This window comes from Bradyrhizobium sp. (assembly GCF_016462955.1).
In the GTDB taxonomy this organism is placed as follows: domain Bacteria; phylum Pseudomonadota; class Alphaproteobacteria; order Rhizobiales; family Xanthobacteraceae; genus Bradyrhizobium.
In genome coordinates, this window is sequence record NZ_JAEMSD010000168.1 from 1 (window position 1) to 8633 (window position 8633).

At 64.0% G+C, this 8633-nt stretch carries 8 protein-coding genes and 1 pseudogene; 7 read left to right on the forward strand and 2 right to left on the reverse strand.

What is annotated here, in order from left to right:
- A partial coding sequence (locus tag JHD07_RS18250; protein WP_291624541.1) for a serine hydrolase domain-containing protein occupies positions 1-770 on the reverse strand: 770 nt, incomplete at its 3' end.
- Between the two features lie 162 nt (positions 771-932).
- On the opposite strand from JHD07_RS18250, the gene JHD07_RS18255 reads away from it, so the two are divergent.
- Complete coding sequence (locus JHD07_RS18255; RefSeq protein ID WP_291624542.1) at positions 933-1850, forward strand: intradiol ring-cleavage dioxygenase; 918 nt, start codon at positions 933-935, stop codon at positions 1848-1850.
- Between the two features lie 24 nt (positions 1851-1874).
- Here JHD07_RS18255 and JHD07_RS18260 read toward each other — a convergent pair whose 3' ends face one another.
- The gene (locus tag JHD07_RS18260) at positions 1875-2765 is read right to left on the reverse strand and encodes a LysR family transcriptional regulator (protein ID WP_291624543.1); all 891 of its coding nucleotides are present in this window, start codon (positions 2763-2765) and stop codon (positions 1875-1877) included.
- Between the two features lie 103 nt (positions 2766-2868).
- Here JHD07_RS18260 and JHD07_RS18265 point away from each other — a divergent pair, with 103 nt between their 5' ends.
- The 6 genes and pseudogenes from JHD07_RS18265 to JHD07_RS18290 all read left to right on the forward strand — a co-directional run.
- A complete protein-coding gene (locus JHD07_RS18265; RefSeq protein ID WP_291624544.1) occupies positions 2869-3738 on the forward strand; it encodes an NmrA/HSCARG family protein in 870 nt (289 codons plus the stop codon).
- Between the two features lie 448 nt (positions 3739-4186).
- Positions 4187-5503: a CmpA/NrtA family ABC transporter substrate-binding protein gene (locus JHD07_RS18270; RefSeq protein ID WP_291624545.1), complete on the forward strand. Its 1317-nt coding sequence runs from the start codon at positions 4187-4189 to the stop codon at positions 5501-5503.
- A gap of 65 nt (positions 5504-5568) precedes the next feature.
- Positions 5569-6465 (forward strand): nitrate ABC transporter permease, encoded by an 897-nt coding sequence (gene ntrB / locus JHD07_RS18275; protein WP_291624546.1) that lies wholly within the window; start codon positions 5569-5571, stop codon positions 6463-6465.
- 13 nt (positions 6466-6478) lie between these two features.
- The gene (locus JHD07_RS18280) at positions 6479-7273 is read left to right on the forward strand and encodes an ABC transporter ATP-binding protein (protein WP_291624547.1); all 795 of its coding nucleotides are present in this window, start codon (positions 6479-6481) and stop codon (positions 7271-7273) included.
- A 246-nt stretch (positions 7274-7519) separates the two neighbouring features.
- The gene (locus tag JHD07_RS18285) at positions 7520-7948 is read left to right on the forward strand and encodes a globin family protein (RefSeq protein WP_291624548.1); all 429 of its coding nucleotides are present in this window, start codon (positions 7520-7522) and stop codon (positions 7946-7948) included.
- A 44-nt stretch (positions 7949-7992) separates the two neighbouring features.
- Positions 7993-8633: pseudogene (locus JHD07_RS18290) on the forward strand (FAD-dependent oxidoreductase); the annotation flags it as partial.

Genomic DNA, 8633 nt, shown 5'->3' on the forward strand with positions numbered 1-8633 from the left:
GCATGGAAGGTCATGCCACCGCCGGGATCTGCGGAATAGCAGGCGGCGAAGCGATGCGCCTTCGAAGCCGGCACGTGGAAATCGGAGTCGGTCATGCCGAGCGGATCGAGGATGCGTTGTTTCAGGAACTGCTCGAACGGCATCCCCGAGATCTTGCCGACGAGGTAGCCGAGAACGTCGGTCGCCACCGAGTAGTTCCAGGCCTCGCCCGGCGAGAACTCCAGCGGGATCTTCGCGAGGCTCTCGATCATGGTCTGGAGCGTGCCTGACTTCTCGACCTCGCCGATCTTCTCACTGCGATAGGCGGCATCGACGTTGGATCGCTGCTGGAAGCCGTAGGTGAGGCCGGAGGTATGGCGCAAGAGGTCGACGATCAGCATCGGCCGGGACGGCGGACGGGTCAGGAACGAGGGATAGGTGCCGGCAACGAACACGCCGAGATCCTTCCACTCCGGAATGTATCTGGCGACGGGCTCGTCGATCGCGACGAGGCCTTCCTCCACCAGCATCATGAAGGCGACGCTGGTGAGCGGCTTGGTCATGGAATAGATGCGATAGATGGTGTCGTCCTTCACCGGCAGCTTGCGCTCGACGTCGGCGAAGCCCTGCACCGAGCTGTGCGCGACCTTGCCGCGGCGGTAGACCAGGAGCTGTGTGCCCGGGAAGCGGCCGGCATCGATGTACCGCTTCTTCAGATGCGCATCGACACGGTCGAGCGCGGCCTTGGACATGCCGACGGATTCGGGCGAGGCGGGGGTGGGGGCAAGCATCAGCTCCTCCGGGCAGTTTCTCGATCACCGTGATAGCCAAATGGCGGGCCCATTCCAAGCCGGTCGCGCTTAACGCGGGCCGGCCAGCTGGTATAGGCTGTCCCCTGGAACGCCGAAGCAGCCCGCCTGGGGCAACGAGAACAACGCGAGGGCAAACGCAGCATGACCCAGTTCAACGAGACCGAGCTCACCGAAGCCGTCATCAGGAGCTTCGACAACACGCCGAACCCGCGTGCGAAATTCCTGCTCCAGGAATTGGTGAAGTCGCTGCACGATTACGTGAGCAAGACCGGCCTCACCTTCGAGGAATGGGACTACGCCATCGATTTCCTGACCCGCACCGGGCAGAAATGCACCGACACGCGGCAGGAATTCATCCTCCTGTCCGACGTGCTCGGTGTCTCCATGCTGGTCGACGCCGTCAACCATCGCGACCGCGACGGCGCGACGGAGACCACCGTGCTCGGCCCGTTCTATGTCGGCGAGCACAAGGTGACTGCGCACGGCACCGACATCTCGCCGCATAACGAGGCCGGCGAGAAGATGTTCGTGCAGAGCCGCGTGACCGACATTAACGGCAAGCCGCTCGCCGGCGTGCCGGTGGACGTCTGGCATGCCGACGACGATGGCTTCTACGATTCCCAAAAGCCGGACTATGACGAGGTCGGCGCCTCAGCGCGGGCGCGCTTTATCACGGACAGCGACGGCCGCTTCTTCTTCCGCACCATCCTGCCGTGCAGCTATCCGATCCCGACCGACGGACCGGTCGGCGAGATGATCGTACAAACCGGCCGCCATCCAATGCGGCCCGCGCATGTGCACTTCCTGGTCAACGCCAAGGGCCATGAGCCGCTGATCACCCACGTCTTCATCGGCGGCGACAAATATCTCGATTCCGACGTCGTGTTCGGGGTCAAGGACGAGCTCGTCGCCAAGGTCGAGCCGCGCAACGATGCTGCGATGCCGGACGGCACCAAGGCGAGCGGGAAATGGCACCTGATGACCTACGAATTCCACCTCAAGCCGGGCGGCGGCATGGCTCCGAAGCCGCTGGGGACGAAGGCGGCGGAGCCGGCGTGAGACTTCTCGTCTCCTGAGATGCGCTCATCCCCGAATGTAGGCGGCGAGCTCGTCGGGCGTTCCCTTTGGAAAGGCGTCCTTGAGATGATCGAGGAACGCGGAGACGCGCGCGCTGAGCAATCGCCGCGAGGGATAGAGCGTCCACAGGGCGATGTCGGATCCCTCGACATCGCCCCAGCGCACCAGCGTGCCGGCGGCAAGATCGTGACTGACGAGCGACAGGGGGAGCCGTGCCGCGCCGATTCCGGCTCTCACGGCATCGCGAACCATCATCAGGGATGATAGCCGAAGCACCGGATCGACCGTGATGCGCGATGGGCCGCTTGGCTGCCTGATGTCCCAGACCGCAGCATCATCGTCGCCGCGCACGACGGCCGGAACGGCGAGGTTTCCTTTCGGGCGCTTCAGTCCGGGGCCGGCTGCGACCACCAGTCGGTCGCGCAAGAAGATGCGGCCGACGAGGCTTTCATCCGGGGCGGGGTTGACCCGGATCACGAGGTCAAAGCCCTCCTCGATCATGTCGACATGGCGATCATCGGTGGTGACCTCGAGCCGGACTTGCGGATGCTTGAGCGCGAAGTTGGCCGCCAGACGGCCCATCGCGGTTTGCGAGAAGAGCTGGGGGGCACTGACCCGCAACCTGCCCCTTGGCTTGTCTCCGCCGGAGGCGATCGCTGCCGCCGTCTCGCCGAGCTCGGTGAGGAGCACTGCGGTTCGCTCGTAAAGCGCGCGCCCTTCATGGGTGAGCTTGAGACTGCGCGCGCCGCGCTCGAACAGACGCAGATGGAGACTGCTCTCGAGCTCGGACACGCGCCGCGACAACGTCGCTTTCGGGCGTCCCGCTGCACGCGCGGCCTTTCCGAACCCTCCATGCCGCGCGACGAGATTGAAGTCGGCAAGCGCAAGCAAATCCATCTGTTCCACCAATGAGACGGTCTGTCCAAATATAGCGGCTATCGGCTCGCATGTGGATCATTAATTTCTGGGGTGTCTTCAGCCCCCAAACCGGAGTGATCCCATGACCATCCTCGTTACCGGCGCCACCGGCACCATCGGCCGCAACGTCGTCGAGCAGCTCGTCAAGCGCGGCGCCGATGTGCGCGCACTCGTTCGAAATCCTGAGAAGGCCAGCCTTCCGGCAGGTGTCGCCGTCGCCCAAGGCGACTTGCTGGACGTCGATTCCGTGCGCGTAGTGCTCTCGGGAGTCTCGACGCTGTTCCTGCTCAATGCCGTGGTGCCTGACGAATTCACTCAGGCGCTGACTGCGCTCAACCTCGCCCGCGAGGCCGGCATCGAGCGGCTCGTCTACCTGTCGGTCATCCACAGCGACCGCTACGTGAACGTGCCGCACTTCGCCGGCAAGTTCGGCGTCGAGCGCATGATCGAGCAGATGGGCTTCCAGGCGACAATCCTGCGTCCCGCCTATTTCATGAACAACGAGCTCATGATCAAGGATGTGGTGACCGCGCACGGCGTCTATCCCATGCCGATCGGCAGCAAGGGACTGGCGATGATCGACGCGCGCGATATCGGCAAGATCGCGGCGATCGAACTGATCCGCCGTGAGGCATCCGCGGTGCCGCTTCCGCTCCAGCGCTTTAATCTCGTCGGTCCCGATACGATCACCGGCGCGAAAGCTGCCGCGATCTGGTCGGACGTGCTCGGACGCGCCGTCGTCTATGGCGGAGACGACACCGCGGGGTTCGAGAAGAACCTCAGGCAGTTCATGCCGCCCTGGATGGCTTTCGACATGCGGGTGATGAGTGAGCGCTTTCTGAGTGAGGGAATGATCCCCGAAGTCGGCGACATCGGGCGTTTGGTCGACATGCTGGGCCGTCCCTTGCGGACCTACCGCGACTTCGTCGCCGAGATCACGGCCGCTGCCTGACGGCCGTGGCGATCGCCTGACTTCGCCAGAACATCTTTATCGACGACGGGGGCCCTTCGGGGCGCCCGTCCTCAGGCGCTCCCATGCAAAAAATCTCACACTCTGACAAAGCTTGTGCTCCTGCATAAGATTTGTGCGCCGCACAAACTTTATGCAGGTCGCAAATTTCGCGTGCGGAGTTGACTGCGACTGTTTTTAGCGACTGTCACAGTCCATTGAATTATCTAGATCTTTTGTATCGGCAACCTTGGCATGAAGCTTGAATAGTTCCAAGCCGACGCCATTGAAGCCGTCCCGCGAGATTTCTCATCCGATTTGCTGACGCCGCCAGGCGGGGGTTCCCCCGTCGCGCGTTCGCATGCGCCGAAGACGGCGCCACGGACGGACGGGCCGCTCGCGCGCACAGCCGCAAATCATTCCGTAACGCCGCAAAAGGACGACACGACCTATGACCAAGCGCATTCGCCGGCTCTCCGCGACTGGCCTCAGCCGCCGTCAATTGTTGAAAGCCACCGGCGCGACCGCCGCACTGCTCGCCGCCGCAAAGCTGAATTTTCCCGCCGGCGCCTTCGCGCAGGACGGAGGCCCCGAGGTCAAGGGCGCCAAGCTCGGCTTCATTGCTCTCACCGACGCGACCCCTCTCTTCGTTGCCAAGGAGAAGGGCTTCTTCGCCAAGTATGGCATGCCCGATGTCGAGGTGCAGAAGCAGGCCTCCTGGGGCACCACGCGCGACAACCTCGTGCTCGGCTCCGAGGGCAACGGCATCGATGGCGCACATATCCTGACACCGATGCCGTATCTGATCTCGGCGGGTAAGGTGACACAGAACAATCAGCCGACGCCAATGTACATCCTGGCGCGGTTGAACCTGAATGGTCAGTGCATCTCCGTCGCCAAGGAGTATGCGGATATCAAGGTCGGGATCGACACCGCGCCCTTCAAGACTGCGCTCGAGAAGAAGAAGTCCGGAGGCAAGGCCGTCAAGGCAGCGATGACCTTCCCAGGCGGCACGCATGATCTTTGGATCCGCTACTGGCTAGCCGCCGGCGGCATCGATCCGGACAAGGACATCGAAACCATCGTGGTGCCGCCGCCGCAGATGGTCGCCAACATGAAGGTCGGCACCATGGATTGCTTCTGCGTCTGCGAGCCGTGGAATCTGCAGCTCATCCATCAGAACATCGGCTACACCGCAATCACCACCGGTGAGCTCTGGGACAAGCATCCCGAAAAGTCGTTCGGCATGCGCGCGGCCTGGGTCGACAAATATCCGAAGGCAGCGAAGGCGCTGCTGATGGCGGTGATGGAAGCGCAGCAATGGGCCGAGAAGATGGAAAACCGCGAGGAAGCCGCGGTGATCTGCGCCAAGCGCCAGTGGATCAATTGCCCGGTCGAGGACATCACCGACCGCATGAAGGGCAAGTTCGACTACGGTACCGGCCGGGTGGTCGACAACTCGCCGCAGCAGATGCGCTTCTGGAAGGACCATGCCTCCTATCCCTTCAAGAGCCACGACCTCTGGTTCATGACCGAGGACATCCGCTGGGGCAAGTACGAGGCCGGTTTCGACAGCAAGGCGCTGATTGCCAAGGTCAACCGCGAGGACCTCTGGAAGGACGCGGCCAAGACCCTCGGCGTCGCGGCCGCCGATATTCCGACATCCACCTCGCGCGGCAAGGAGACCTTCTTCGACGGCAAGGTCTTCGATCCGGAGAATCCGGCCGCCTATCTGAAGTCGCTCGCGATTAAGCGCGTCGAAGTCTGATGGAGCCAGCGGCCGCCCACGGGCGGGCGGCCGCATCGTCCCAGCCAATCCGGAGAGAGATTGCGATGAGCATGACTGCCACCAAGATCGAGGTTAAGACCGCGAAGCCTGTCGCAACGGTTGCGCCAGTCGTCGCGTTGACGCCGAAGCGTCCCCCGCGCACTGAGGCTTACGCGCGCATGGCACGGGAGACGGCGGTGCGCGTGATCCCGCCGCTGATCGTGATCGCGCTGCTGACGCTGATATGGGAGCTGGTCTGCCGGCGGGCCGGCTCGGCGCTGCCGCCGCCGTCGAAAGTTTTCAGTGATACCAAGGAGCTGATCTTCGATCCGTTCTTCGACAATGGCGGCATCGACAAGGGCCTGTTCTGGCATCTGTCAGCCAGTCTCCAGCGCGTCGCCTTCGGCTATTCGCTCTCGGCGATCGCGGGCATTGCGCTCGGCGTGCTGGTCGGGCAGTCGGTCTGGGCCATGCGCGGGCTCGATCCGCTGTTCCAGGTGCTGCGCACCATTCCCCCGCTCGCCTGGCTGCCGCTCTCGCTCGCGGCGTTCCGCGACGGCCAGCCCAGCGCGATCTTCGTCATCTTCATCACTTCGATCTGGCCGATCATTATCAATACCGCGGTCGGCATCCGCAACATCCCGCAGGACTATCGCAACGTCGCCGCGGTGGTGCAGCTCAATCCGCTCGAGTTCTTCGCAAAGATTATGATCCCGGCGGCGGCGCCCTACATCTTCACCGGCCTGCGCATCGGCATCGGCCTGTCGTGGCTCGCGATCGTCGCAGCGGAAATGCTGATCGGCGGCGTCGGCATCGGCTTCTTCATCTGGGACGCGTGGAACTCCTCGCATATCAGCGAGATCATCCTGGCGCTGTTCTATGTCGGCATCGTCGGCTTCGTGCTCGATCGCCTGATCGCGGGCGCCGGCAAGCTCGTCACCCGCGGCACCGCGCAGAACTGAGAGGAGAGGGCACATGACCGCCTATCTGAAGCTCGACCACATCGACAAGGTCTTCACCCGCGGCGCCGCCACCACGGAGGTGCTGAAGGACATCAACCTTACGATCGAGAAAGGCGAGTACGTCTCGATCATCGGCCATTCCGGCTGCGGCAAGTCGACCCTGCTCAATATCATCGCAGGGCTGACCGGCGTCACCACGGGTGTCGTGCTCCTGGAGAACCGCGAAGTGAACTCGCCGGGGCCCGATCGCGCCGTGGTGTTCCAGAACCACAGCCTGCTGCCGTGGCTGACCGTCTACGAGAACGTCAGGCTCGGCGTCGACAAGGTCTTCGCCAAGACCAAGTCTCGCGCCGAGCGCGACGCCTGGGTAATGCACAATCTCAACCTCGTGCAGATGGCCCACGCCCGCGACAAGCGCCCGTCAGAGATCTCCGGAGGCATGAAGCAGCGCGTCGGTATCGCCCGGGCGCTGGCGATGGAGCCGAAGGTGCTGCTGCTGGACGAACCGTTCGGCGCGCTCGACGCGCTGACCCGCGCGCATCTGCAGGACTCCGTGATGGCGCTGCACCAGAAGCTCGGCAACACCATCCTGATGATCACGCACGACGTCGACGAGGCGGTGCTGCTGTCCGACCGCATCGTCATGATGACCAACGGGCCGAGCGCGCGCATCGGCGAGGTGCTGGAGGTGCCGCTGGCGCGGCCGCGCAAGCGGCTCGAGCTTGCCACCAACGCCACCTACCTGAAGTGCCGCCAGCGCGTGCTCGAATTCCTCTACGAGCGTCATCGCTTCGTCGAGGCCGCGTAAAGCCGGCGCTACTGCAAGAGGCGTACCCGTGCACGCCTCCTGCCTCGCTCTGACCTGGTGGTTTGACCTGCGTCGTATCCCGCAGGCTGAAGGCGCGCCAAGCCTCGCCGAAACAACGGTCCAGGACTTGGCACGAATGTCGCTTCCCCCCGTGAGCGGGGAGGAGTCTCTCTGATGACGTTTGACCCATGAACTTTTTCCGCAATGGCGCGGACGAAGGCAGACGAACCAGACAGGAGAAACATCATGACGCCCGAACAGATTGCCCTCATTCAGCAGAGCTTTTCCAAGGTCGCGCCGATTTCGGAGGCCGCCGCGGTGCTGTTCTACGATCGTCTGTTCGAGGTGGCGCCGTCCGTGCGCGCGATGTTTCCCGAGGACATGACCGAACAGCGCAAGAAGCTGATGGGCATGCTCGCCGCCGTGGTCGGCGGCCTGTCGAACCTGGAATCCATTCTGCCCGCGGCCTCCGCGCTCGCCAAGCGTCACGTCGACTACGGCGCCAAGGCCGAGCACTACCCGGTCGTCGGTGCGACCCTGCTGTGGACCCTGGAGAAGGGGCTCGGCGAGGCCTGGACGCCCGAACTCGCCAAAGCCTGGACCGACGCCTACGGCGTGCTGTCCGGCTACATGATTTCCGAGGCTTATGGCGCGAAAGCGCAGGCCGCCGAATAGGAGAGGCCTTTGTGAGTGAACCGCTCGTCATCGTCGGTAACGGTATGGCGGCCGCGCGGCTGGTCGACGAGCTCGCCAACACCGCCCTCGGCCGTTACGCCGTTGCCGTGATCGGCGAGGAGCCGCGGCTCGCTTACAACCGCGTCCTGCTCTCCTCCGTGCTGGCCGGCGAGACCGGCTCGCACGAGATCGAGCTGCGGCCGGCCGACTGGTGGCGAAATCGCGGTGTCACGGTGCGCTACGGCTATCGCGTCACCGAGATCGATATCGGTCGCCGCGAGCTCAAGATCGAAGGCGCGGAGAGCATGGAATATTCCAAGCTCGTCCTCGCCACCGGCTCGACGCCGCTGCGGCTCAACGTGCCCGGTGCCGATCTCTCGGGCGTGCACACCTTTCGCGACACCCGGGACGTTGACCTGCTGCTGACACTGGCCGCGGCGAAGAAGCGCGTCGTCGTGGTCGGAGGCGGCCTGCTCGGGCTGGAGGCGGCCTACGGTCTCGCCAAGGCCGGCGCCCCCGTGACGCTGCTGCACCTGATGGACCGGCTGATGGAGCGCCAGCTCGATGCGCCCGCAGCCGACCTGCTGAAGACGCTGGTCGAGCAGAAGGGCATCCGCATCCTGCTCAACGCGTCGACGGCCCGCATCCACGGCGAGAGCCATGTCGAAGCCGTCGAGCTCGCCGA